The organism is Ligilactobacillus faecis (assembly GCF_029889745.1).
In the GTDB taxonomy this organism is placed as follows: domain Bacteria; phylum Bacillota; class Bacilli; order Lactobacillales; family Lactobacillaceae; genus Ligilactobacillus; species Ligilactobacillus faecis.
The window spans coordinates 1,445,618-1,469,838 of sequence record NZ_CP123639.1; the positions used below are offsets into that span (position 1 = coordinate 1,445,618).

Genomic DNA, 24,221 nt, shown 5'->3' on the forward strand with positions numbered 1-24,221 from the left:
ATAAATTTGTTTTTGGAGGATACTATGTCTGAACACTATAATAGTTCAAAGATCAAGATCTTTGCTTTGAACTCTAATAAGCCTTTGGCTGAAAAAATTGCTGCTTCTGTTGGTGTACCATTAGGAAAAACCTCGGTCGACCGCTTTAGCGATGGTGAGATCCGGATCAACATCGAAGAATCGATCCGTGGGGACGAGATCTTTATCGTCCAATCGACTTCTGCTCCGGTCAACGATAATTTGATGGAACTTTTGATCATGATCGATGCGTTACGGCGTGCAAGTGCCGAAACGATCAATGTCGTGATCCCATATTATGGTTATGCACGCCAAGATCGCAAAGCCCGTTCACGTGAACCGATCACAGCTAAATTAGTTGCTGATATGGTTGAAAAAGCTGGAGCAGATCGTGCGATCATGTTAGATCTGCATGCTGCGCAGATCCAAGGTTTCTTCGATATTCCAGTCGATCACTTGATGGGCGCACCTTTATTGGCAGATTACTTCTTAACTCAAGGTTTGGACAAAGATGCAGTTGTTGTTTCGCCTGATCATGGTGGTGTGACACGTGCACGCAAATTAGCTGAATTCTTAAAAGCACCGATCGCGATCATCGATAAGCGCCGTCCACGTGCTAATGTTGCTGAGATCATGAACATTATCGGTTCAGTTGATGGTAAACGTTGTATTTTGATCGATGATATGATCGATACGGCTGGAACGATCACGTTAGCTGCGCAAGCTTTGATGGATGCTGGTGCGATCGAAGTTTACGCTTCAGCTACTCATCCAGTTTTATCTGGTCCTGCGATCGAACGGATCGAAAAATCTCCGATCAAACAGTTAGTTGTAACAGACTCTATCCAACTTCCGGAAGAAAAGCAGATCGATAAGTTAGTTCAAGTTTCAGTTGGACCACTTATCGGTGATGCGATCAAACGTATTCACGAAAACAAACCGGTCAGTCCGTTATTTACGACGCGCTTCCGGCGTAACTAAAAGAAAGCCTCGCTCAAAATGCGAGGCTTTTTTAGATGTTTTTATCACTGTAAACGATGAACGACTTCAAAACGTTTAGCTTCAGCTTTTTCTTCAGCTAAAGCAGCAGCTTCATCAAAAACAAAGTATGGTTTGCCATCCTTTTCGCGGGTGATCAAGATCGGGCGCTCGATCTTTTTACGGTAGATCTGAGCTGCCACATAGGCACTGTCAAAATCGTATTCACTAGCGATCGAATCGCCAGGATTAAAGAAAAAATTCTCACTCATCAGATATCTATCCTTTCTATCTATCCTCATATAGCCTTATTTTAGCACTGATCGATAAGCGTGGCGAAACTTTCGAACTGATTGACAAGCTTTTACATCTAGCTTATGCTTTTTAAGATGTAGAGGTGAATATAGTGGAAGAAAAAACACCAACGACAATGGCGTTATTAGGTTATTTTAGTTTGTCGATCTTTTTAAATAGTTTAGGTAATGCGTTGACTGTCGCGATCAATTTAGGTAGTGCTTTATGGACAGCTGCAGCGGTCAACCTATCCAATGTCTTTCCGATCACTTTGAGTGTGATGTTATTTATTTCAGGCGCACTTGTGATCTTGACGAATACATTCATTTTAAGACGTTTTGAAATAAAACGCATTTTAGGCAATTTGATCTTTATGGTACCGTTTGCGTGGTTAGTCGGCGCATTTGAAAATTGGTTAGTTAAGCTTGGGATCACGACTTTACCGCTGATACTCCAAGTTGTTTTAGATTGTTTTGGAGTCATTTTGATCGCTTTAGCAATTTCGCTATATCAAAGAGTCAATTGGATGCTCCATCCAGTCGATGATCTGATGCAGATCATTCGTTTTAAATATTTTAAAGGGAACGCGACTTTAGCACAATTAGTCGTCTTTAGTCCCCCGATCGTTGCGATCTTGATCTCAGTTTTGGTGACACATCAGATCTATGCGATCAACATTGGAACTTTATTTGCTTTATTGTTTCAAGGGACACTAGTTGGCTTTTTTGATAAATATGCCTTTTCTAAATTAAAACACCAAAAACTTGACGAAAAACTGTAATGCTGTTGCGCAATAGTAAGAGAATATGATACATTTAGTGGACTAGACTAAAAGAATGTGAGGAACGATCATTGATCACAGTAAGCGATGTAAGTTTAAACTTTTCAGGCCGTTTGTTATATGATGATGTCAATTTAAAATTTACCCCAGGAAACTGTTATGGGGTGATCGGAGCTAATGGCGCAGGTAAATCAACTTTTTTAAAATTACTTGAAGGTAAATTAGCCCCAACGACTGGAACGATCACGACTGGACCTAATGAACGGATCTCAAGTTTGAACCAAAATCACTTTGGATTTGAAGAATTTGAAGTTTTAGAGACCGTGATCCAAGGTTACGAAGAACTCTATGCGATCATGAAAGAAAAAGACGCCCTTTATGCTAAAGCTGATTTTACTGAAGAAGATGGGTTAAAAGCAGCTGAGTTGGAAGCACGTTTTGCTGAATTAGACGGCTGGAATGCTGAAGCAGATGCTTCCCAACTTTTACAATCTTTAGGGATCAAAGAAAGTATGCACACCCAAAAGATGAGTGAGCTAGCTGAAAGTGAAAAAGTCAAAGTTTTACTGGCGCAAGCGCTTTTTGGAGAGCCCGATATTTTACTTTTAGACGAACCGACAAACGGTCTAGATGTTCAGACTATCAGCTGGTTAGAAGACTTTTTAGCTGATTATCCTAAGATCGTGATCGTCGTTTCGCACGACCGGCACTTCTTGAATCAAGTATGTACAGAAATGTGTGATGTTGACTTTGGTAAGATCAAACTTTATGTTGGAAATTATGATTTCTGGCTTGAATCAAGCCAATTAGCAGCGAAACTTCAAGCCGATGCGAATGCAAAAAAAGAAGAAAAGATCAAAGAATTACAAGATTTTATCGCGCGTTTCTCGGCTAATGCCTCTAAATCAAAGCAAGCGACTTCACGGAAAAAACAATTAGAAAAGATCACATTAGACGACATCAAACCATCATCTCGGAAATATCCGTTTGTTAAATTTGAGATGCAACGTGAACTTGGAAACGATCTAGTCCGTGTTGAAAACGTCTCTAAAACGATCGACGGCATCAAGATCTTAGATAACGTCAGTTTTATGATCCGACCTGGCGAAAAAGCAGCGCTTGTCTCGCGAAACGACTTAGCGACAACGACTTTGATGCAGATCTTAGCCGGCAAATTAGAGCCAGATACAGGCAGTGTGACTTGGGGGCAAACGGCGATCCCAAGTTATATGCCACGTGACTTAGATGGCAACTTCAATAACGACGAATTATCGATCTTAGATTGGTTACGCCAATACGCTAATAAAGAACAAAATGATAATACTTTCTTGCGTGGTTTCTTAGGTAAGATGCTCTTTTCTGGCGATGATATCCAAAAACAGATCAAAGTTCTGTCTGGTGGTGAGAAAGTTCGGTGTATGCTCTCAAAGATGATGCTCGAACAAGGAAACGTCTTGCTTCTAGACGATCCTACGAACCACTTAGATCTTGAATCGATCACAGCTTTAAACGATGCCTTGATCGATTTTAAGGGTTCTTTGATCTTTACGTCACATGATCATCAGTTTATTCAAACGATCGCTGATCATATCATTGAAGTTTCCGATAAAGGGATCGTTGATCGGGCGGAAACGACATACGATGAATTTTTACAACACGAGACAGTTCAGGCTCAAGTAAAAGAACTTTACTAACTAAAAAGATCCAGCTTTGCTTGCTGGATCTTTTTTATTTAGGTCTGATCTTGGTGACTTCGCCAGATGCTAGACATGTCCCGTCTTGTAAGACGAGTTCGCCTTTGGTATTGATATCGCTGACAAAAGCGCTAAATTCTTTTTGCCCTTGTGTGATCGTGACGTGATGCCCGATCACATTGCTATGAGCTTTATATTCTGCCATAAAAGACCCTGTATAGTAATCAGCGTAAAGGCTAAAAAAGTTGTTCAAAAATGTAGCGATAAATCGATTACGTGAGAGTTCAGTTTGTAAGACGTAAGACCGCAACGATCCAGCCCGTTGTTGTAATTCTGAAGGGAAAGTTTTAGGATCAGTCAAAAAATTGATCCCACACCCGACGACTACTTGGTTCAAACTGCGAGTCTCTAGATCTGTGATCCCTTCCGTTAAGATCCCACAAACTTTCTTGTCGGAAACGATGATATCATTGACCCATTTGATCTGTGGAGATAGCTCAAAGAGTTGTTCGAGCGTGCGCGTCAAAGCGACTGCGGTAGCTGTTGTTAAAAGGCCAGGATCAAAATCTAGGCGTGAGTTATCTAAAAGCAAACTCAAGTAGATCCCAGTCCCTTTAGGTGAAATAAATTGACGCCGATAGCGGCCATAGCCTGCGGTTTGCTGATCGGCAAGTACGACGAGTGGTCTTTTGTTAGTCGTTAAACTGAGTTCTTTAGCTTTTAAATTCGTTGAAGGCAAACTGTCAAAGAGCAAAAGATCAAGATCAATCTGGGGAGCAAGATAATATTTGATCCGAGCACTGTTTAACGTGTTGCTATCAAGATAACGATAGCCTTGATGTGGGCGGCTTTCGATCATATGTCCTTGCTCTTGTAAAGATTTGACAGCTTTCCAAACAGCAGTGCGTGAGATGTTTAGACGTTTGGCGAGCTCTTGGCCTGAAAAGTAGTTTTCGTGCTGTGAAAGTAAGGTCAAGATCTGGTCTGTATTTTTCATATTTAAAATTCCTTTCAGTTGAGCTAATCTTATCTTACGTTATTTGCTGTCAGAGTACAATTTTAGCTAAAAAGATAGTTTTTCTTTTTGCTTGTTATTTTGAAGCATGTGTTATGATTATGAAGTAGAACTTAGAATTTTAGATCTAGGAAGTGATAAGAGATGCGGATCAGTAAAAAAACATGGCTGACGTTACTAGGTTTTCTTGTGAGTGGGGTATTCCTTTTTATTTTTATTCAAAATGATGCTTTTTTATATCAGCGACCACTTGGAAAAGTGACGGCAGTCAAAACTGAAAGTACTGAAAAAACAACCGATGTCTATAATAATACTGATCAAGTGACGCGCCAAAAATTGACTTTTGAGATCCTAAACAGCAAATATAAAGGACGCAAGCTTCAAGTTACGAATACATATTCAAACTCAGGTGCGCTCGATCAAAAATATCGTGTTGGCCAACAAGTTTTTTTAGATATTCATGAAAGAAAAGGTGAACTCGACGCTAGTATCGCCGATTATAAACGCGACATTTACCTATTTATGTTGAGTTTTCTTGTGATCTTTTTACTGTACTTGACGATGCAGTTTCAAGGGATCAAAACCTTGCTGAGCGTTGTACTCAACTTTGTCTTATTTTTGCTAGCTGTTGAATTAGATGTTCGTTTGAATTTGACGAACTTCTTTTGGATCTTTGTCGTTTTTGCGGTGATCTTTACAGCACTTTCCTTAACATTAGTGATCGGATTGAACCGCCAGTGTTTGATCACATTTAGTGCGATCATTTTGAGTACGACTTTAGCTTTAGTGATCGGATGTGTGACGCTTTATTTGACTAAAAGCCACGGGATCCATTACGAAGCTTTGGATTATGCGACGCAGTCACCTAAGCAACTCTTTTTGGCTGCGACTGTGATCGGATCATTGGGGGCCGTGATGGATGCAGCGACTGATATCGTTGCGACACTTTTTGAAATGAAAAAAAGCCAACCTAAGACATCTAAAAAACAGCTCTTTTTATCTGGACGCGCTGTGGGACGTTCGATCATGGGACCTTTGATCAATGTTTTGTTATTGATCTTTTTTGCTGAAACGATCGCACTTAGCGTTGTATATTTCAAGACTGGTAATAGTATTGCCTATACATTTGAATGGACGATGGCCCTTGGCGTTGTTCAAGCTTTGATCAGTGGGATCGGGATCGTCTTAACGATCCCGGTTGCGAGTTTCTTAAGTGCATATAGTTTGAGTTTAGGGGGCAAAGAACATGTCAGCGATTAGTTTACTAGCTTTGATCTTATTTGTTTTGATGCTCTTAGTTGGAGGTAAAGAGGGGATCGCAGCTTATTTTAGTGTGATCTTGAATTTTTTGATCTTATTTTTAGTTGTGATCTTGATCACTGGTGGCTTACCAGCGGTTTGGGTCGCCTTTTTTGCCGGGATCTGTATCTTAGCGACGACGATCTATATGGGAACTAAAGATGAAAAAACAGCTAATATTGCTTTTAAAGCGACCTTGATCGTCTTAGTCTTACTGTTGTTATTTGTGATCCCGCTAGACCATTTTGCCCAGATCAAAGGCTTTGCTAACGAACAGTCTGAAGCGATCGAAGCGTTTGACCTTTTGATAGGTGCAAATTTTGAAGAGATCTTGATCGCAACGACTTTGCTCAGCACTTTAGGGGCAACCGCTGAAGCTTCGATCGCGGTTGCGAGTGGTCTAAACGAACTGATCGAAAATGATCCTCAGATCACAGTGGCCCAGATCTTTAAAAGTGGCAAAACGATCGGCTTTCAGATCATGGGAATGACATTTAATACACTCTTTTTTGGAATGTTTGGGAGCGATCTGGCACTGTTTATCTTGCTATATAAACTTGAAGCAGGGCTTGGTTATTATTTGAACTCAAAGATCTTTGTCAAAGAATGCTTGGCTGTTTTGTATTCGGCACTTGCAGTTATTTTAGTGATCTGGATCACGACATATCTGGTCGGCAAAAAGCTCGATCAAAGCCAACGAAAGATCGATAATTAGATCTTAAAAATGGTATAATTCAAATATAAAGATCAACTTATCCTTAAAAGCAAAAAAGATGTTAGGTGATGATCATGAAGATAAGAAAAATATTTTTGACCAGTTTTATTGCGCTCATATGTCTTTTGAGCCTTGGTGGTTGTAGTCATAGTAACGATTCCGCGTTAACTACCAAAGAAGCAACAACTAAAAAAGCTGATCAAAAGATCGAAGAACACTATCAAAATGCGCTATCGTATTTAGAGTCAGGTGAAAATAAGCAAGCTTACGAAGAATTAGGTCAGATCAAGCAACTAAAAAAAGCTCCTCACAAAGTTAGGACTTTGTATAAAGAGCTAGGTTACTTATTATCTGCCAAAAAAGCTGTGACGACTAATGATCTGGAAAAAGCACAGAATAATTTAGCTAAGTTAGAAAAGATCACAGCACCGACGGCATTAGTGACGCAGATCAAAGCGGTACAAAAGGAATATCAAACTGTCAAATTGGCAGATCATTATAGTGATGAAGTAAAGAACTACTACGCTGCGGGAAATTATGCGGCAGCTGGTGGGAGTTTACAAGCTCTTGATTCATTATCTAGTCGCTATCAGGCTGTTGCTTTATTGCAAGAAGAGGTAGCAGAATATGAGACAAAGATCGCAGCTGCTCAGGCAAGTAGTCAAGTAGCTGTCTCTAGTCAAGAGCAAACTCCAGCTAAAACAGAGGGCGACTTTAAAACGACTTCAGGCCAAACTGAACAAAGTATGAGTGGGGCAAGTACAACTGTTGAAACAAGTGGCTACACTAATGCACGAAACTCAAAGATCTTAGGTGCTGAATATAAGAAAGAGACAGGAAGTGAATTGACAAATGCGCCAAACGAAGTTGTCTCTTCGATGTCAGCCAAAATGTCAAATCAAGATGTTTTGAGTGCCTTTAGAAGTGCAACAACGATCCCTCAAGAAGTTGGTGATCAGTATTATGTACAAGATCTAGGGGCAGGATTATATCAGATCGAGATCCGGCATACGAGTTCAAGTCAGCCACAAGTCTCAAACTTAAAAGGAATGTATCGGTTCAATGTCGATACTAAAGTGGCTGAGAAATTAAATGAGATCTCAGGTCAATATGAAAAGGTGAATTGAAAAAAGTGAAAGAAACGTTTAAAGAACGACTTTGGTTAAAGGGAGATCTTTTGATCTTAGGTTTAGCTTTGATCAGTGGGATCTTTGCCCGCTTAAGTGGTTTTCATGTTTTAGTGTCAGATGTTTTATTTATGAGTGGCTTAGTTTTGCTCTGTATTATGATGGTCGATATTTTGTTACATGCAGGGTTGATGGCTGGCTGGTTCCAAAAACAACGTAAGGGTGAAAGCGATGAGGAATTTGCCAAACGAAAGATCGATATCAAACGTGTTGCTTCAGAAAAGAAGAATGCACCGATCCACTTTGAAAAACTTGGCGTAAATTGCTTAGTTTTAGGGTGTGGTTTGATCGTGATCGCGATCTTGATCACAGTGTAGCAAAAAAGAGCTTGAGGAGAGATCCTCGAGCTCTTTTTTAAATGATCTTATCATTTTTGATATGTTGCGAAAATTCTTGATAAACGGGTTCAAATAGATCTTTTTGTTCATCTGGTGAAAGCATTTGTTTTGGAAAAAAGAAACGTTCGTCACCAAGTTCTTTATCTGTAACTGCACGAACGAGTTCGGAGTTTTCAGATAATTCAGTCAACTCGCCATTTTGTAGACTTAAAAGGATCTTTGCTTTTGAATCATATAAAGCATATGGTAAATTGTAACTGTCATTTGTAGCCGTATAGTAAGTCGCATCGTAACCGGCTTGGGTGACGAGCTCTTCTAGAGTTGGCAGTAACTCTTTTTTATCGGCTGGAACGCGGACAGATTTTAAAGGTTTGCGATCTAAAAAACGTATCACTAGGTCGCGTAAGATCGGATCTTCACATGTGCGCCAGAGGGCAAAGCAAGCATTTAATGTGCCGTCATCTAAAGCAAGATAAGCTTTGAGATCAAAATCACCCTCAAAAAAGGGAGCTAAAAGGCGCGAAGCAAAATTGACAGGTAATTTTTGCTGTTGGTAGAGATCTTTAGCGCGTTTTAAAAGATGAGCTAAGATCACTTCAAAAGAGCGGGAAACAGGGTGAAAATAAACTTGTTGATACATTTGCAAGCGGCTGATGATATAGTCTTCGACTGCGTGCATCCCGCTATAATCAAATGTTATCCCCCCAGAATATGGGCGCATCACGCGTAAGATCCGCGTTAGATCAAAAGTCCCATAATCAGTACCTGTAAAATACGAGTCGCGGAGAAGATAATCCATTCGGTCAGCGTCGACTTGACTGGAGATCATCTGAACGACGCGCGGATCAGGATAAGTTTTTTCAATGACACTTGCGACTTTCTCAGGAAACTCAGGTGCAACTTTTTGTAAAACAGCATTGATCTCTGTCGTTTCAGAAGTAATGATCTGACGTGTCATCTTTTCATGATCAGTCTTAAAAATATGTTCAAAGGTATGGGAGTATGCTCCGTGACCAACGTCATGTAAAAGAGCAGCACAAAGAACAACTAGACGTTCTGAATCATCCCACAAGCCATCCCCGACCTGTTTAGTTGGATAATTGCGTAAAAAAAGATCGCAGATCCGGCGTGTGATCTCATAAACACCGACTGAATGTGTAAATCGTGAGTGTTCGGCTCCGTGAAAAGTCAAATTTGTCGTCCCAAGTTGTTTTATCCGACGCAAACGTTGAAATTCTTTAGTATTTATCAAGTCTAAAATAACTTCATGCTGGATATAGATATAGTCGTGGATCGGATCACGGAGCACTTTTTCCCTTGGAAGCATTTTTGGTGTATAATTTGTTGCGATGATAAAGCCTCCTTGCTTTAGTTGATTACTTTTAGTATAGCATGAAGTAAGGAAGTCAAAGTTAAAATTTAAAAAGGTGGATCAAAGATGGTAGTAAAAGCACAAGAAGTAACGATCACTTTAAAAACGATCCAAACGCAAGCAAACGACGTCGAGGAATATGACTTAGAAACAAAGGGTGAATTATTTCAAAAAGGCGAGACACTTTATTTGCGTTACGAAGAAGAACTTGAAGGACAGAGTATCAAGACGACATTTAAAATAAAAGATGAGCAACTACTTTTGACAAGAAGAGAACGCGCTTTGAGCTCTAGTTTAGATCTACGACCAGGCCAACTAACAACAACGCGCTATCAGACACAATATGGCGCGCTTTATTTAGAAGTGAATTGTTTGGAATATACATTCAAGCGTGTGGATGAAAAAACGGGTCAGCTCAAAGCAACTTATGAACTTTCAAATGGTCAAGAAATACTCGGGAAATATAAATTACGATTGCAATTCAAAGCTTAATATTGTAAGATGAAGAATAGACTGTGGAAAGGACGTGTACCAGTTTGGAGCTAGAAAAATTCAAAGACGCTGATAGAGATGAATTATCAATGGTCGAAGTCGCACATGCGATCTTGGATCAACATGGTGATGTGATGGCATTTGCCGATCTAACAAATGCGATCCAAGAATACCTTGGCAAAAGTGACCAAGAGATCCGTGATCGTTTGCCACAATTTTATACGGACCTAAACGTCGATGGTAGTTTTATCTCTTTAGGCGATAATCTTTGGGGCTTGCGTTCATGGTATCCATTTGAATCGATCGACGAAGCGCTCGTTCACTCTGAAGATGAAGAAGAAGAAAGTCGTCCACGTAAAAAACGCAAGAAAGTCAATGCTTTCTTGGCAGATGCGGCTGACGATGATGATGTCATTGACTATAACGATGATGATCCAGAAGACGTCGACCTTGATGATGAATATGATGATGAAGACGATGATGAAGAAGATCACGAATTAAAAGCATATAGCACTGATTTAAGTGATATTGATGATCCAGAGGATGCAGAAGACGATCTTCCTGACGGTATCGAAGGTCAGTTGACAGAGTTATCTGACGACGACTTAGAAAATGAATAATTTACCCCTTGACGTTTTACAGTGATTTATGTAGAATTTGATATGGGCGCTTCACGTGATATGTGAAGTCAGATGTACGGCAAGACAAGCTCCCTATTCTAGTGTGAGAATAGGGAGCTTGTTATTTTTGTTAGTTCTACCCGAATAATTTAAACAAAGGAGCATTTTTAATGACCAAGTATATTTTTGTTACAGGTGGCGTAGTTTCATCTCTAGGTAAAGGGATCGTAGCAGCTTCCTTAGGCCGTTTATTAAAAAATCGTGGATTGAAAGTTACGATCCAAAAATTCGACCCATATATCAACGTCGATCCAGGAACAATGAGCCCATATCAACATGGGGAAGTCTTTGTAACTGACGATGGTACAGAAACAGATCTTGATCTCGGTCACTATGAACGCTTCATCGATATCAACTTGAACAAGTACTCTAACGTTACAACCGGTAAGATCTACTCTGAAGTTTTGAAAAAAGAACGTCGTGGTGATTACTTAGGTGCAACTGTTCAAGTTATTCCACATATCACAAATATGATCAAAGAAAAGATCATGCGTGCAGGGACGATCACAGATGCTGATGTTGTGATCACTGAAGTTGGTGGAACTGTTGGGGATATCGAATCCTTGCCTTTCTTAGAAGCTTTACGTCAAATGCGTTCTGAAGTCGGAAGTGAAAATGTTGTTTATATCCATACGACTTTAGTTCCATATTTGAACGCTGCTGGAGAAATGAAGACGAAACCAACGCAACATAGTGTTAAAGAGTTGCGTGGTCTAGGGATCCAACCAAATATTTTAGTCGTTCGGACTGAAAAACCGATCTCACAAAGTATGCGCGACAAGATCGCTAATTTCTGTGATGTTGAACCTGAAGCAGTGATCGAATCAATGGATGTCGATACACTTTATCAGATCCCATTGAACTTGCAAGCTCAACACATGGATGATATTGTATGTCAAAAATTACATTTAGAAACACCAGAAGCTGATATGACAGACTGGAGCGCTTTGGCAGATAAAGTGCGCAACTTATCAGGTGAAGTCAAGATCGCACTTGTTGGTAAGTATGTTCAATTACCGGATGCTTATATCTCAGTAAACGAAGCTTTACGGCATGCTGGCTATGCGATCGATGCTAAGATCAAGATCGATTACTTAGATTCAGAGAAGATCGATGCAAAAAATGTGGCTGAAAAATTAGCTGGCTACGATGGGATCATCGTTCCAGGTGGTTTTGGTGATCGTGGGCTTGAAGGGATGATCCAATCGATCCGTTATGCTCGTGAAAATGATGTGCCATTCCTAGGGATCTGTTTAGGGATGCAAATGGCATGTATTGAATTTGCACGTGATGTTTGTGGTTTAGAAGATAGCAATACAGCTGAAGTCGATCCAAACTGCAAGAACAATATCATCGATTTGATGGCTGACCAAGCAGATGTGCAAGATATGGGGGGTACGCAACGTTTAGGACTTTACCCATGCAAATTAAAGCCAGGTACAAAGACAGCTAAAGCTTACGGTAACCAAGATGTGATCCAACAACGTCATCGTCACCGTTATGAATTCAACAATAAATACCGTGATATTATGTCAGAACACGGCTTAGTTTTTGCTGGGACATCTCCAAATAACCACTTAGTTGAAGTTGTTGAGATCCCAGAAAATAAATTCTTTGTGGCAGCGCAATACCATCCAGAATTTTTATCGCGGCCACAACGTCCAGAAGGGTTATTTGCCGAATTTATCAAAGCAGCAGCTAACGCATAATTATTAATATTAAAAGGGCTGACTAGAATAGATCAGTCCTTTTAGTGCTGTAGAGGTGATTTTGTGCATATGTTTTTTGATGGATATTGATTTCTTAAGTCAGAGTGCGATAATAAGGGTGTAAACAAAATTTTAGTCGGTAGACTAAATTGGGGGCGGAAAAATTGGAAAAACAAGAATTGACCCCGCTAGCTGAAGCGATCATTGCTTTTGAGGAAGCTAAGGGTCTGACAGATAATGAGCTTTCATTGATGACCCATATTTCGGTCGAACGTTTACACGATCTAAAGTCATTGCCACTTGAGGCAACAGCTAGTGAAGTACAAGAATTGGCCCAGATCATGGATATTTAGTAAAAAAGCTGCGAGTGTGCTCGTAGCTTCAGAATGTAGACTAAGTCATCAGAGTATGTGCTCTGGTGACTTTTTTTTGTATAATTAAAGAAAACGGTTACGGAGGTGCTCATTATGCTTCACAAAAGTGATCCCAATCTCAAACGCTGTGAATATGCTCGTACTTCTCTAGATGATTTGGTCCCAAAAGATCATTTACTCCGTAAAATTGATCAAATTATTGATTTCTCTTTTATTTATGATCTTGTCGAAGATTCCTATTGTAAAAATAATGGTCGTCCTAGTCTTGACCCTGTACTACTCATAAAGATTCCTTTGATCCAAAATCTATTTGGTATTCGTTCTATGCGTCAAACGATCAAAGAAATTCAAGTTAATGTCGCTTATCGATGGTTTCTAGGACTAGGTTTAAATGATCCTGTTCCTCATTTCTCTACCTACGGTAAAAATTATAAAAGAAGATTTGCTGAAAGCCATGTAATAGAAGCTATTTTTGCTCATATTTTGAAACTCTGTTTAGAAAATGATCTTATCGACACAACTGATATCTTTATTGATGGAACTCATTTGAAAGCTGCTGCTAACAGCCGTAAATATACTACTGAAGTTATTGAAACTAAGTCAAAATTTATGAGTGAAGATCTCGAAAAAGAAATAAATGTAGATAGAGCTAAACATCAAAAGAAACCCTTAAAAGAAGAAAAACCTAAAAAAAAACTAGACAAGTAAAAATATCTAAAACTGATCCTGATAGTGGATGGTTTCATAAGGGTGAACACAAACAGGTTTTTGCCTATAACGTTCAAGCTGCCTGTGATAAAAATGGGTGGCTCTTAGCTTATGTGGTCGGTGCGGGAAATATCCATGATACGCAACTTTTTCCTGAAATATTTGAAAAAGTACGGAAGTACGACCCACAATATATTATCGCTGATTCTGGCTATAAAACACCCACGATCGCACACTTTTTACTATCTCAAGGCATAATTCCCATTCTTCCTTATAAACGCCCAAGGGGCAAAGTTGGTACGCTTAGACCCAAAGATTTTGTTTATGATGAATATTATGATTGTTATTTATGTCCTGGCGATCAAATCTTAATGTACTCCACAACTAATCGAAGTGGTTATCGTGAATATAAAAGTGATCCTACAATCTGTGAAAAATGTCCTTTACTGCACAAATGTACACAAAGTAAAAATCATCAAAGAGTTATCGCTCGTCATGTTTGGCAAGATAGTATGGAAAAATGTGAGGATATCAGGCATCAAACTGGCTCAAAATTAAAGTATGAAGCGCGAAAGGAGACGATCGAAAGAAATTTTGGTTCGGCAAAAGAATATCACAACTTGAGATACGCCCGAGAAGTAGGAATTGATAAAATTCTAGCTAAAGTTGGGTTGATATTTGCGTGCCTAAATCTAAAAAAATTGGTAAAAATACTGGGGAAAAACCCTGTTATATTCGTATATTTCAAAGTATATAGTTATAAAAATACATAAAAAAACAAACTCTATCCGATTTGAATAGAGTTTGTCTACGTTCTGAAGCTGCGAGTGTGCTCGTAGCTTTTTTTACTAAATATATCTAAAATTTGCTTTTCTAACTTAGATAAAGATCATAATTGATAAAACTAAGAAAATCTTAGGGGTAAAAACACCTACTCATTATTGAAACATTGCATTTTATACTGTAAAATTCAGTATGGCGCTTTATTTACTTTTTACATAAAAGCGCGTTTACTCGATGGTGATTCGAAAGTATGTAATTAATAATTAGTGAGGATTTTTAGAAAAATGAAAAAGATGATTGTCAAGGGATCACAAAAACTAGCCGGTGAGGTCACGATCGGTGGAGCTAAAAATAGTACGGTAGCATTGATCCCTGCTTCGATCTTGGCAGATACTCCAGTCGAATTTGATTCTGTACCAGATATTTTAGATGTGCATAATTTGATGCTCATTTTAAAATCGATGCACGTTGATTCATTTTATAATCGAGGAAAATTGACCGTTGACCCAACAAAGATCGAATCCACTCCTTTACCAGGCGGGGCGATCAGAAGTTTACGTGCTTCTTATTATTTTATGGGAGCTTTATTAGGTAAATTTGGTGAAGCTGTTGTTGGTTTTCCTGGTGGAGATAATATCGGCCCTCGCCCGATCGACCAACATATCAAAGGGTTTAAGGCACTTGGGGCTAAAGTCGTTGAAAAAAATGATACGGTTTATATCACAACAGGACCAGAAGGACTCCAAGGAGCTAGGATCTTTTTTGACCTCGTTTCAGTCGGGGCGACGATCAATGTGCTCTTAGCTGCTGTTAAAGCTAAAGGGACAACGATCATGGAAAACGTAGCTCGTGAACCAGAGATCGTTGATCTAGCTACTTTTTTAAATAATATGGGTGCTAAGATCAGAGGAGCTGGGACAGATGTGATCCGAGTCCAAGGTGTTGACTCACTACGTGCGCAAAATGTGCATACGATCATCCCAGATCGGATCGAAGCTGGCACATATTTGTCGTTTGCAGCCGCAAATGGAAATGGTGTGCTCGTTAAAAACGTGATCACAGAACACTTAGATCCGTTTATTGCTAAAATGCAAGAAATGGGCGTGACACTTGAGATCGATGAAGATAAGATCTATGTTCCTGGGGGGGATCTTTTAGCACCAGTTAGTGTAAAAACTGCGCCTTTCCCAGGACTGGCAACAGATCTACAACAACCATTGACTCCGCTTTTGATGAAAGCAAAAGGAAGCTCGACGATCATCGATACTTTATATCCAGAAAGAACAAAACATATCCCAGAAATGCAAAAGATGGGGGCCAAGATCGCAAGTAAAGATGGTGTGATCACGGTTGGACATGCTCAGCAATTAGTAGGGACAACTGTTGAAGCAGGGGAGATCCGTGCAGGGGTCTCCTTACTGGGGCTTGCTTTGATGGCTGAAGGAACGACAACGATCACAAAAGCAGACAATATTTTACGGGGGTATGATCGGATCGTTGAAAAATTCCGTGGACTTTCGGTCGACTTAAAAGTTATTACGGAAAGTGATGAATTAGTTTTTTAAGAAAAGAGCTAGCTTTGCCAATTAAGATCGGGCTTAGGTGTCAAAAAATAAATAGATGATAGAGGCGATTTCATGTCTGAGAATGTAACTTTAGAGGATCTACAAAAAAAGACATTAAAAGAATTATATGAATATGCAAGAAAGTATAAGATCAAATACTATAGTCAAATGAATAAAAAGGAGCTCTCTTTAGCAGTTATTCGAGCTCAAGCAGAAGAATCAAGTTTTGTGATGAAAGGTATTTTGGAGATCTTTTACGATGATGGCGGCTATGGCTTCTTACGTCCTCTAAATTACAGTCAGTCAAAAGAAGATATCTATGTTTCAGCTTCCCAGATCAAGCGCTTTGGTTTGCGCAACGGAGATGAAGTCATCGGTAAAGTACGTCCGCCACGACAAAATATCGCTAATGACCGTTATGGAATGCTTTATATCGACTCAGTCAATGGTAAGAGTCCAGAAGAAGCTAAAGGTCGACCACATTTTCCGGCTTTAACAGCCAAATATCCTGAAAAACAACTTATCTTAGAAAACGATCCGCGCAAACTATCGACTCGTGTTATTGATCTATTTGCTCCGATCGGCTATGGGCAACGGGGATTGATCGTTGCGCCCCCTAAAGCTGGTAAAACTACTTTTTTAAAAGATATCACGGCTGGGATCTCAAAATTACATCCACAAGCTAAATTGATCGTTTTATTGATCGATGAGCGTCCAGAAGAAGTGACTGATCTTGAAGAATACTTGGCAAAGATCAATCCGACAGGCGAGGTCGTGTACTCGACTTTTGATCAGCGCCCAGAAAATCATGCGCATATTTCAGAACTTGTACTTGAACGGGCTATGCGGTTAGTTGAAGATAAACAAGATGTGATCATTTTACTTGATTCATTGACACGTCTGGCGCGTGCATATAATCTCGTCGTTCCTGCAAGTGGCAAAACTTTATCTGGTGGTCTTGATCCAACTGCACTTTATCGTCCTAAGAAATTCTTTGGGGCAGCGCGAAATGTAAAAGAAGGTGGGAGTTTGACGATCATTGCAACGGCTTTAGTTGATACAGGAAGTCGGATGGACGACATCATCTTCGAGGAATTCAAAGGAACTGGGAACCAGGAACTTCAATTAAGTCGAACATTAGCTGAAAGAAGGATCTTTCCAGCTGTAGATCTCAAACGTTCAGGAACACGAAAAGAAGAGCTCTTATTAGCCCCAAGCGTGCTGGAGTCAGTGTGGAAACTACGCCGGGCTATGGGAGATGATCCTTTGAAAGATACCGAACAAATTTTGAAGATCTTAAAGCAAACAAAGTCCAATACTGATTTTTGTGAACAGATCGATTATTTGGAAGTAACGAAGTGAAATATGGATTAATTTTTTTGAGCTAAAATATAAGTTGAAGATAAATTTTATCTCTATGCTAGGTGTCTACACCTAAACCAAATAGAAAACTTAAAAAATTTTGCTATAAAGAATGTTAAGCTAACGGTTTAGATCAAGGTATAACTAGTGGCACTTCTTTTGAAAAGAGAAAGAAGTTTTTTGGATTACTTGATCTTGTAATTGACGTAAAATAGCAAAGATCATCATTACTCACAAAGATAGAACAAGTCGTGTATGTTTCGACTTGTTCGAGTACTTAGTTGCCAAATATCACACTGAAATTATTCTGATGTCAGAATTAACTGACAAAAAGACAGATCAACAAGAAGTTTTTGAAGAGATCACTAGCTTGTTACATAGAACGTATGCAAGTAGGAGAAAGAAGAGAAAACAAAAGTCCAAGAATATGCAAGCTTTTAAAAACTTAAGAACTGAAAAAACTAAACTTCAATATGAATACTTGGTAGAAAGATATGTGGTCAGAAGTAATGACAAACGTTATGCTATACCTAGATGAGTATGCTCATTTGGCTAATAACATTTACAATTAAGCTTTGTACCGTTTTAGACAGTCCTTATTCAAAGGAAAGCTGCTAAATTATGAAGCATTATACAAGTAGTTTAAACAGTCTTATAAATAAAAAGACAGTAATGCTTTATTGTTCTATGGGAAGCAGGCATTTAGCTCAACAAATCTTGAGAGAAGTAGTACCGATGATCTTTAAAAAACTAGAAAAGTATTAATCTACTCTACCTTTTATATATTAATAAAAACTACCACTAAAGCATTATTATTCGTTACTTCCTATTACAAAGTCTAAAAAAAATTAGTATTTTCAGGATAAAGAAAGACCTCTTCAAATTCCAACGTTCGGAATTTGAAGAGGCCTTTTTACTCATATCACAGCCTCTCTAGGCAATGTCATTAAGTTAAGCCTACAGTACTAAAGATTAGATATTGAAAAAGAGATCAGAAACATATTTTGTAGTTATCTGATCTCTTTTTATCACGACAAATAAGCTGATAGTTAATCAAATTTTTTTATCAGCACGTTCTTTTATGTTATTCTGTAGTTGAATCCTGATGCTTTTCTTCTGCTGGATGATCTTTTATAATGCCGACCATTCCTGATTGGAAGAATATTTTTAGAAATATAGGATTCTAACCGTTTTGGTGGGGATTTTCCTCTAATAAAAGATCTACACAGTCTCACAGCGACTGTAAAATTAACTTTATATTGATATGATCGAGCCTTTTCTTGGAGTGATACATGATCTATGATCATTTGGGTGAAATTGTACACTATAAGTTTAGCGTAGATCTCTTGAAGGATCCCCACTATTTTTTTAGCGTGAAAGTTCAATAATCCCAAGGTATGTTTCAATGTCCTGAATGCTGTTTCTATCCCCCAACGTAAATGGTAAAGCTTTTTTAGTTTCCAAGCTGGATATGAACTTTGATTTAGATTAGTTACTACAGTCACATCCTTGTCTTCGGATACAGAAAAACGTACTATTCTAAATTCAAGTGAATAAAATTCAGTTGGGTCAGCTTTCTTGGTTTTTTGTGATAAAAAATCGAAGGTCACATTGGCCGGTATAAATCTATAAGAATTACGTTCTCTAAATAATTCCTTAGTTTCTCTAGTTTGTTTACGTGTTAATTTTAGTGTGAAATGTTTATCGAATTGGCGTTCATCTGGAAGTGCTATTCCACTGATCACGCCATTGTTGTTTCGTACTCTGATCAAGAAAGACCAACCTTTTTCTTGGATGTGCGCTAAGGTATTATAAGATTCATATCCTCTATCGCCAATAATGAGCGCCTTAGGGATTTTAGAACGAGCGATCATTTTATTCAAGGCATTGCGCTCATTATCCATACCTTTTTGGACGATCACATCTGTATAAATTTGTTTGTCTAAGTCAAAGAGTGCGTTAAGGTGAAGTAAATTATAAGCTTTGCGACCATTTGGAGATGGAAAATAAGAGCTTTTATCAGTTGGATCAGTTGGGATATGAATACTAGAGCCATCGATAGCTAGGATCCTGATTTGACTTTGAGTGTTTTGTGATAATCGATCGGAAAACAGATGGAAGAATTTTTTAAACGCCTCAGCTTTTACTTTATATCTTTGTTGTGTAAAAGCTGAAACAGTGAGTTCCGGTATACCTCCTGTTAGTTGTGATAATTCACTTAGAATAGTCCCGCCACCCATTGATAGAATATAAAGTAGCGTGTCTTTAAAAACAAGTTTTCTCTGACGTATAAAATCACGTTTGGGATCGACAACATATTTTTCTTTTTCTTGGTCGATCGAGTCAAGGGTAGTTAAAAATAACTTTTTCAGTTGTGCTATATTCATAATGCTCACCTCCGTACATTAATAATCTCTATTAACGTCATAGATGTCAAAAAAGAGAGCTTGTATCAAATTTCTAAATTGAAATTTGATACAAGCTCTCTTAACTTAATGACATTGCCTCTCTAGGGGGCCTTTTTTTATGTCTAGAAGAACTACTAAACATATACTCGAGGAAAAGATATGAAGTAGTCTTTATATCATCTTAGTGGACATATAGTAAGTACTTTATCTGGCCTAAATGTTGTATCTCTAAGGATACATTTGATAATTGGGTCAGAAAATACAAAGTTGGTGGTCAGATGGCTTAAAAGTGTTTAGAGTCTGGAAAATATCCAGCCGAATTAAAATTAGCTACGGTTCTAGAATATCGGACTCTAAATGTGTTTATTTTTGTGGATTGGATATTAGTGGGAAAATAGAATAATGCGACAAAAATTGTACTATTTATTAATGGTTAAGTTTTTTAAAAAAAGTTATTAAAAAAATATTCCAAAAATATTGATATATAACATTGTATAAAAGTTCACGAATGCTGGTTTGAGTTTAATCAATAGAATAAAACGTTTAGAATTGTGTTTTTTTAATGAATTTTTCAAAAAATAATAGTCTTTTTTCGATGGGATGAAAATGTTAAAATACAAAAATAAAAATATTCTAATGGAATCACAAAGTTAATGAACATGGACATACATAGCTATAAATTTTTGATTGTTATTAGTTAAGTGGATAGTTTGAAATTTTGGCAATTAGCGAAAAAGGGGTATTATAAATGGTATTAAAAAAAATAACAACTACCATAGTAGTAGAATTTATTACTCCATTAGGACAACAAATATTAGAACCGCAGACGTTGCTTAAACCGATCGGTGAACGCTATCAAGTGAAGATTCCCACAGTGATCGGTTATGTTCTAGTTGGACATCAAGGTGACCTTAGTGGAGTCGCAGATACAAAAAAAATAGTGCGATTGATCTACAAAGAATTAGGAGAGCTCGTCATAAGAAAAGGTTTGGCTGGAAACTACACATTAGTAGAACCTTTTCAAAATTCATCTGATGCGTTGAAAATAAAAAAAATCAAATTGCCTAAATTAGAGGAAAAGGAGGCTTATTACTTTGTTGAAGAAAAAGCTGGAAAACAGGTACTTGGTGCTCGTGTGGCTGACACCAACAATTTCATTCCTAGTGATCCAACTAAAAAAGTCTATTTATTTTGCTTGACCCCAGCACAATATAAAAAGTTGAACGGAGATTGGGGAGTACCTGAAATTCAATTGGGTGAGGAAGTAATTATTAAGCCTATATTTAATGAAGACAGCAGGAGCATTTGATTTTTTTTTAATGTGAATTTTGTTAGAATATATTATGTGTAATTTGTTAATATCGAGAATATCTATGTAGAAAGGTACAAAATGTGGAGTGGGCATTGTTTAACGAAGAGTTGTTATCAATGCAGGTACAATAAAAAGAGGGGGATTTTATAACTTCACATTTTATTATGATGGCAATGAAAAAGATGAAGATTGTTATTGTAGGAGCTAACCATGCAGGTTTAGCTGCTGTGCGACAGCTAGTTCAAAATGGAAATGGTGATTTTGAGATCACAGTTATTGATAGAGAAAATTCACTGGGATATATTAGTGGAGCAACACCTCTTCTAATAAGAGGTGCTGTTTCAACATATAAAGATTTTTTCTCAATTGATATTAAAGAATATCTTGATGGAATTGACCATTTTTATGCACATTCTACGGTAACTAGAGTGGATTTCGACCAAAGAAGAGTCTTCGTAGAAAGTGAGAATAAAGAGCGAAAACATTCATTTGTAGTCGATTACGATAAGTTAGTTTTGGCAACAGGTTCGTTTCAACAAAAGTTACAAATTAAAAATAGTGAGTTATCAGGGATATATACGATAAAGAATTTGCGAGAGGGGCTGTTAGTCAACCAAAAAATCGATAGTGACCGTATCAAAAATGTAGCGATCGTTGGTGGAGGCTCTATTGGAGTGGAGCTTTCAGAAGCAATTAGTAAACGGCGAAAGAAAGTTACTTTGTTTGAGATCGATAAACACTTACTTGGTAGGAATTTTAGCAAAGAATTTAGTAAAATTGCTGAAAGACAATTATTAGGGTATGGAGTAGAACTTGAGCTAGATAGTGAAATTATTGGATTTGAAGGACGTGCTGGTAAAGTAAGCAATGTGATCACCACGAATGGGAGTTTTCTTGCAGATATGGTGATAATAACAACAGGTTTTTTACCTAATACAAATTTAGGTGGTTTTCATCTGGATAAGTATACGAATGGAGCCTATATTGTGGATGATGAACAAAGAACTTCTGATCCAGATGTCTATGCAGTTGGAGATTGTGCGACTGTGAGTGATAGTGTGTTAAGCGATCTGACAGTTGATTTCTCAGTAGCAAATGCACTTCGGAGTGGCAAAATTGCTGCCAAAAGCATTATGGGTATAGCCAAAAGTATAGGTGAGATGGTCACAACTAGGGTGATTCGAATTTTTGGTCTAAATTTTTTTGCAACAGGGATCACGGAGAAAATAGCTGATGCATATCGTATAGGATACGGCTATGTGGATGATGAAGTGTATAATTTACTTCCTGCGATCAATAGTGGGGGAGAGAAAGTAAAACTTCGAATTATTTATCGCAACGATGATCATAGGATCATTGGAGCGCAAATTTGTTCAAAAGGTGATTTTTCAGGAATAATAACGTTTCTTTCTTTAGCTGTGCAAAAAAAGGTGACAATTGATGAACTTGAAGATTATCGTTTCTTTTTTTATCCGTACTTTAATACGCCAGACAATATTTTGTCAAATATAGCCCAAAAAGGGATCAAAGAACTTGGTGATGAGACTGCAGGAGATCGGAATAAGTACTAGGGTAGAGGGGAAAATAAAAAACGAATATAACTATTTTCGGTAGCTTGATACCTGTTCTAGGCAGGGGCAAGCTACTTTTTTTGGCACTTGAGATTTTTGAGAGTATTTGGCATGTACTACTCAGTGTGGTTTGTTTAAAAAATAAATGTACAAAACGATATAATTTGAACAAAATTAAAGGTGCTTAATTTTTTGGCGGAAAAATTATATATAATTAATAATTTATAGTTTCTAGTAAATGAAGAAAAGAATGAATAGCAAAATTTTCCGTATTATAGCGAAAAAGCCTTAGAATTGCTAAAGATATAATAACGTTATTTTTTTTGATAGTATCAATTTTTGAAATTGAATATTCAAAATTTATAGTAGATACGGTTTACACAATTTAAATATAGCTTTAATATAAACTATGATAAGATGTTGGAAAAATTAAGATATTCCAATGTCTTAGAACAAAGACCGTACCATCTTAAAAAAGATAGTGTGGTTCTTTATGGAAGTTTAAATATTTTTGGAGGTGAGAAGAATAATGTTGGACAATGAGACACAATCTTTAAATTATGTGGTAGTTAATTTCATCACACCTGATCGAAAAAAGATAACAGATTCTTTGAAAATTTTTAAAACTGTTGGGGAACCTTATCGAGTAAATACGCCAAGTCTAGATGGTTATATTCTTGACGGATATCGGGGAAATTTAGAAGGGGTAATGGGAGAAAAAGTCGAACAAGTAGAATTAGTCTATGAACGCCTCGGTAAACTGACGATTCAATCAGGGCTTGATGAAACAAATATTGGAACGAAGCAATTTAAGATATCCAGACATGCTAACCGAGTTCAAGTAATAGAGCTACCTAAAATTCAAGGAAGTGAAGATTACTATTACCTTGAAGAAAATGATGGAGAAAAGCGTATTGGTAAGAGGGTCGTTGATCCAGATAATTTTCTGCCAGATGATCCTACGCAAGATGTGCATTTACTCAAGCTGACTTTGGATCAGATAGATGAACTGACAAAGCTTTGGAGCAAGGATAAAAAGGCTGCTGTTTCAGAAAAGACTACTACCGAGATCGAAGAAGTTGAAAATCCAAAAGAAGATATTGCATATTCTGCGATAGTTGAGGAAAGTGAGATTCCAGAGGAAGTTGAACAAGTGCAAGTAATAGGAGGGGACACAGATATGAGTTTAACAGAACCAACAGTGCTATTACTAAATGCGTTTAAACAGGTTATGACAGCTCTTGTTGAGTATGAGAAACAAGGAAATTTGACACGTTCACAAAGAACTCGTTTGATCAAGCATGCTAAGTCATTACTAACAGCTGTTGAACGTTTGAATTGATAAGTATTTATGGAGGAAAAGGTTATGGAAGAGGCAAAATTAGAAGAATTATTGAATTTGACACCAGCAATTATCTTAGGCAAAAGCGTAGTTGATGGTGCTGAAAAGTTGGTCAATGCAGTTGAAAAAAATGATCAGGAACTAGTGACTCGAATAATCGCTAAAGAAAAGCAACTATTAGATGCTTTAGAGATCATTGAGCAGTAGTAGATGAGGTGAGATCA

21 protein-coding genes and 1 pseudogene are annotated in these 24,221 nt (G+C 37.8%); 18 read left to right on the plus strand and 4 right to left on the minus strand.

Features of this window, described 5'->3' with window-relative positions:
- Nucleotides 1-24: 24 nt before the first annotated feature.
- A complete protein-coding gene (locus tag QFX10_RS06655; RefSeq protein ID WP_280605478.1) occupies nucleotides 25-999 on the plus strand; it encodes a ribose-phosphate diphosphokinase in 975 nt (324 codons plus the stop codon).
- Between the two features lie 44 nt (nucleotides 1,000-1,043).
- Here QFX10_RS06655 and QFX10_RS06660 read toward each other — a convergent pair whose 3' ends face one another.
- On the minus strand, nucleotides 1,044-1,268 hold the full coding sequence (locus QFX10_RS06660; RefSeq protein WP_280605479.1) for a hypothetical protein: 225 nt from the start codon (nucleotides 1,266-1,268) through the stop codon (nucleotides 1,044-1,046).
- A gap of 158 nt (nucleotides 1,269-1,426) precedes the next feature.
- Here QFX10_RS06660 and QFX10_RS06665 point away from each other — a divergent pair, with 158 nt between their 5' ends.
- Nucleotides 1,427-2,071 carry a YczE/YyaS/YitT family protein gene (locus QFX10_RS06665; RefSeq protein ID WP_280607247.1) on the plus strand — a complete coding sequence of 215 codons (645 nt, stop codon included), beginning with the start codon at nucleotides 1,427-1,429 and terminating at the stop codon, nucleotides 2,069-2,071.
- Between the two features lie 71 nt (nucleotides 2,072-2,142).
- Nucleotides 2,143-3,765: an ABC-F family ATP-binding cassette domain-containing protein gene (locus tag QFX10_RS06670; protein WP_280605480.1), complete on the plus strand. Its 1,623-nt coding sequence runs from the start codon at nucleotides 2,143-2,145 to the stop codon at nucleotides 3,763-3,765.
- Between the two features lie 34 nt (nucleotides 3,766-3,799).
- Here QFX10_RS06670 and QFX10_RS06675 read toward each other — a convergent pair whose 3' ends face one another.
- Complete coding sequence (locus tag QFX10_RS06675; RefSeq protein WP_280605481.1) at nucleotides 3,800-4,762, minus strand: biotin--[acetyl-CoA-carboxylase] ligase; 963 nt, start codon at nucleotides 4,760-4,762, stop codon at nucleotides 3,800-3,802.
- 162 nt (nucleotides 4,763-4,924) lie between these two features.
- Between QFX10_RS06675 and QFX10_RS06680 the strand changes: the two genes are divergently transcribed.
- The 4 genes from QFX10_RS06680 to QFX10_RS06695 all read left to right on the plus strand — a co-directional run bounded on the left by QFX10_RS06680 (nucleotide 4,925) and on the right by QFX10_RS06695 (nucleotide 8,298).
- Nucleotides 4,925-6,040, plus strand: a complete 1,116-nt coding sequence (locus QFX10_RS06680) for a YibE/F family protein (protein ID WP_280605482.1) — start codon at nucleotides 4,925-4,927, stop codon at nucleotides 6,038-6,040.
- On the plus strand, nucleotides 6,027-6,794 hold the full coding sequence (locus QFX10_RS06685; protein ID WP_280605483.1) for a YibE/F family protein: 768 nt from the start codon (nucleotides 6,027-6,029) through the stop codon (nucleotides 6,792-6,794). The genes QFX10_RS06680 and QFX10_RS06685 overlap by 14 nt, the downstream gene beginning before the upstream one ends.
- 74 nt (nucleotides 6,795-6,868) lie before the next feature.
- Nucleotides 6,869-7,921, plus strand: coding sequence for a hypothetical protein (locus QFX10_RS06690; protein WP_280605484.1), 1,053 nt, complete (start codon nucleotides 6,869-6,871; stop codon nucleotides 7,919-7,921).
- A 5-nt stretch (nucleotides 7,922-7,926) separates the two neighbouring features.
- The gene (locus QFX10_RS06695) at nucleotides 7,927-8,298 is read left to right on the plus strand and encodes a DUF3899 domain-containing protein (protein ID WP_280607248.1); all 372 of its coding nucleotides are present in this window, start codon (nucleotides 7,927-7,929) and stop codon (nucleotides 8,296-8,298) included.
- Between the two features lie 37 nt (nucleotides 8,299-8,335).
- Here the strand turns inward: QFX10_RS06695 and QFX10_RS06700 are convergent, their stop codons facing one another.
- The gene (locus QFX10_RS06700) at nucleotides 8,336-9,646 is read right to left on the minus strand and encodes an HD domain-containing protein (RefSeq protein ID WP_280605485.1); all 1,311 of its coding nucleotides are present in this window, start codon (nucleotides 9,644-9,646) and stop codon (nucleotides 8,336-8,338) included.
- A 111-nt stretch (nucleotides 9,647-9,757) separates the two neighbouring features.
- Between QFX10_RS06700 and QFX10_RS06705 the strand changes: the two genes are divergently transcribed.
- The 7 genes and pseudogenes from QFX10_RS06705 to rho all read left to right on the plus strand — a co-directional run bounded on the left by QFX10_RS06705 (nucleotide 9,758) and on the right by rho (nucleotide 17,364).
- Complete coding sequence (locus QFX10_RS06705) at nucleotides 9,758-10,183, plus strand: YwiB family protein (protein WP_280605486.1); 426 nt, start codon at nucleotides 9,758-9,760, stop codon at nucleotides 10,181-10,183.
- A gap of 44 nt (nucleotides 10,184-10,227) precedes the next feature.
- A complete protein-coding gene (gene rpoE, locus QFX10_RS06710) occupies nucleotides 10,228-10,803 on the plus strand; it encodes a DNA-directed RNA polymerase subunit delta (protein WP_280605487.1) in 576 nt (191 codons plus the stop codon).
- A gap of 170 nt (nucleotides 10,804-10,973) precedes the next feature.
- Complete coding sequence (gene pyrG, locus QFX10_RS06715; protein WP_280605488.1) at nucleotides 10,974-12,572, plus strand: CTP synthase; 1,599 nt, start codon at nucleotides 10,974-10,976, stop codon at nucleotides 12,570-12,572.
- A 164-nt stretch (nucleotides 12,573-12,736) separates the two neighbouring features.
- The gene (locus QFX10_RS06720) at nucleotides 12,737-12,925 is read left to right on the plus strand and encodes an LBP_cg2779 family protein (RefSeq protein WP_280605489.1); all 189 of its coding nucleotides are present in this window, start codon (nucleotides 12,737-12,739) and stop codon (nucleotides 12,923-12,925) included.
- Nucleotides 12,926-13,039: 114 nt separating this feature from the next.
- Nucleotides 13,040-14,455: pseudogene (locus QFX10_RS06725) on the plus strand (IS1182 family transposase).
- 266 nt (nucleotides 14,456-14,721) lie between these two features.
- A complete protein-coding gene (murA, locus tag QFX10_RS06730; RefSeq protein ID WP_280605490.1) occupies nucleotides 14,722-16,002 on the plus strand; it encodes a UDP-N-acetylglucosamine 1-carboxyvinyltransferase in 1,281 nt (426 codons plus the stop codon).
- Between the two features lie 72 nt (nucleotides 16,003-16,074).
- The gene (rho, locus tag QFX10_RS06735; protein ID WP_280605491.1) at nucleotides 16,075-17,364 is read left to right on the plus strand and encodes a transcription termination factor Rho; all 1,290 of its coding nucleotides are present in this window, start codon (nucleotides 16,075-16,077) and stop codon (nucleotides 17,362-17,364) included.
- Nucleotides 17,365-18,443: 1,079 nt separating this feature from the next.
- Here the strand turns inward: rho and QFX10_RS06740 are convergent.
- A complete protein-coding gene (locus tag QFX10_RS06740; protein ID WP_280605492.1) occupies nucleotides 18,444-19,751 on the minus strand; it encodes an IS4 family transposase in 1,308 nt (435 codons plus the stop codon).
- Between the two features lie 769 nt (nucleotides 19,752-20,520).
- Here QFX10_RS06740 and QFX10_RS06745 point away from each other — a divergent pair.
- The 4 genes from QFX10_RS06745 to QFX10_RS06760 all read left to right on the plus strand — a co-directional run bounded on the left by QFX10_RS06745 (nucleotide 20,521) and on the right by QFX10_RS06760 (nucleotide 24,204).
- Entirely contained in the window at nucleotides 20,521-21,081 is a 561-nt protein-coding gene (locus tag QFX10_RS06745; protein WP_280605493.1) for a MucBP domain-containing protein, read from the plus strand.
- 185 nt (nucleotides 21,082-21,266) lie between these two features.
- Nucleotides 21,267-22,655 (plus strand): FAD-dependent oxidoreductase, encoded by a 1,389-nt coding sequence (locus tag QFX10_RS06750; RefSeq protein ID WP_280605494.1) that lies wholly within the window; start codon nucleotides 21,267-21,269, stop codon nucleotides 22,653-22,655.
- Nucleotides 22,656-23,184: 529 nt separating this feature from the next.
- The gene (locus QFX10_RS06755) at nucleotides 23,185-23,997 is read left to right on the plus strand and encodes a MucBP domain-containing protein (RefSeq protein ID WP_280605495.1); all 813 of its coding nucleotides are present in this window, start codon (nucleotides 23,185-23,187) and stop codon (nucleotides 23,995-23,997) included.
- 24 nt (nucleotides 23,998-24,021) lie between these two features.
- The gene (locus QFX10_RS06760; protein ID WP_280605496.1) at nucleotides 24,022-24,204 is read left to right on the plus strand and encodes a hypothetical protein; all 183 of its coding nucleotides are present in this window, start codon (nucleotides 24,022-24,024) and stop codon (nucleotides 24,202-24,204) included.
- The last annotated feature ends 17 nt before the right edge of the window (nucleotides 24,205-24,221 follow it).